We start from the raw sequence: 2,064 nt of genomic DNA on the forward strand, positions 1-2,064 counted from the left end.
GCCTATGGTTGCCCAAAAAGATGAAGGGTGCAGAGCAAATGCGGGTTCAGGACCACCCATGGAGAGTTCGAACGGAGAAATCACGGACAGCCGACTCACCTGCAAGGAAGATCCGACCTGAGGTAAGGCTTTCTCTTTTACCTGTTGGAATCGGGCATCGGCTACTGCGATGCGATCCGTGGAGAGCTTTAGGGCTGCATTGTTCTGAAAAGCCAATTGAACGGCTTCATTCAGCGGAATAACTCGCTGGGCCTGCGAAGTCAGCGAGGCTAACACGAGTAAGATTCCACTTAAGTACTGATAAGGTTTCATCGTTTCAAGGGAAAAGTAAAAGAACAAACATTAAATAATTTACTGTAAAGTATTTAACTATTTATTTAAAAATTTTATTCTCTCAGATTTTGTGTAATTTTTGACAATACGTTGATTACCAATTGAATTTCATAGGGTGACACCTCCTGCATCGCTACCGCATACATTTCATCGGCCCAGGGCATAATGGTTGAATTCAGGAGTTCGCTGCCTTTTTCCGTTAAAAAAATACGTTTGTTTCGGCGATCCTGCTCATCTTCCCGACGGTGTACGAGGCCTCGCTTGGTCAGGTTATCGATCAAATACGTAAGGCTCGCTTTGTCTTTGACCGTTGCATTCGCAATTTCCTGCTGGTTAGAACCCTCATTTTCACTCAGAAAAGACATCACCTGTACCATTTCAAAGGTCAGGTCCACTTTATACGTCTTGAATTTCTGTTGAATAAACTGACGAAAAGCCATTGTTGCCTGAGAAGACATCTTAAAGTATCGTTTCGCTAAGTCAGCGGCTTCTTCCGTAAGCGGTGCTATCGTCTGGTCTTTCATGGTATACAATGTTCTTAGGTATGAGAACAACACAAAGGTAAAGCTAATAGTTAAATAATTAACTATTATTTTTTATTCTTTCTTTGAAGGTGGTAAAAAGTAATACCATATAAATTGTTTTATAACTTGGATTATGTTAAATGAATCCAACTAATTTATAGTACTTGCTGTGTAAATGGCTTTTCTTCCCTACCCTATTAGTATTAAGGGTACGTACGGGTTAAAGCATACATCACAAAAAACCCCAGCGTTCAGTATCGAACGCTGGGGTTTTGTAATCAATGCAGCTGCGTATTAGTGCTGAATAATGAGTTTGTGCACGCTTTGCGAACCCTCACCAGCCGTAATTTGTAAGAAATACAGCCCAGGCGTTACCTGCGATACATCTACTTCGTAATGCGTATCTTTCAGTACCGCGGGTGCCTTCATATTCTGCCAGGAAGCATTAAACAGCTGAACTGTAACATCCTTACTGATCTGTGGGATTTTGACCAGTACCTTGTTGTTAGCCGGATTCGGATAAACGCTAATCTGTCCGATCTGCTCCTGCACATACGGATTTTTCACCGAACGAATGGGTGACGTATGACGGGTTTCATCGAAATCAACCTGACGCAACTGGTAGTAGGAAATCCCACCCAAGGGTTTTTCATCTACAAACTGATAAGACTGCTTGGTTTGTGTGGTTCCTTGTCCTTTTACGCGACCGAGCGGTAACCAGTCCTGTAAATTCGTACTCCGCATGACTTCGAAGTAATCATTGTTGATTTCGGTGTACGTATCCCAGCTTAGTAAGACAGACGCCCCTTCAAACTTGGCGTCAAAACGGCCCAGCGTTACGGGCAGAGCTTGACTCACACTTCCAATACCCAGAGCCGTGATGGTGGTACCCGCGGGAATGGTCCCACTCAACGTACTACCTTCCGTTGTGCCACTAGCGGTTTGTCCGAGGCTCACCCACTGCGTACCATTCCAGCCTACTAATCTCAAGTTTTGAGCCGTAGCAAAACCGGATACATCCGGAATCGAGACGGATACCGCTCCGGCTACGGCAGCAGATACGGGCCAGCTCCCCACCGTACTTACGGCCATGACGTCCGTTGCCAAGCTAGTCACTCCCTGCGGTGGCGTTCCCTGAAGATACGCAACGGAGACAAAATCAGCAGCGGCGGTTGGTCGGTACGTCATTGGGCGATAATCCCCGCCG

At 45.5% G+C, this 2,064-nt stretch carries 2 protein-coding genes and 1 pseudogene; all 3 read right to left on the bottom strand.

Features of this window, described 5'->3' with window-relative positions; translation table 11 throughout:
• Positions 1–312: pseudogene (locus tag ACOJTG_RS08205) on the bottom strand (TolC family protein); the annotation flags it as partial.
• A 74-nt stretch (positions 313–386) separates the two neighbouring features.
• Complete coding sequence (locus ACOJTG_RS08210; protein WP_420153366.1) at positions 387–857, bottom strand: MarR family winged helix-turn-helix transcriptional regulator; 471 nt, start codon at positions 855–857, stop codon at positions 387–389.
• A gap of 294 nt (positions 858–1,151) precedes the next feature.
• The coding region (locus tag ACOJTG_RS08215) for a T9SS type A sorting domain-containing protein (RefSeq protein WP_420153367.1) at positions 1,152–2,064 on the bottom strand (913 nt) is incomplete at its 5' end.

The organism is Siphonobacter sp. (assembly GCF_048595215.1).
Classification (GTDB): domain Bacteria; phylum Bacteroidota; class Bacteroidia; order Cytophagales; family Spirosomataceae; genus Siphonobacter.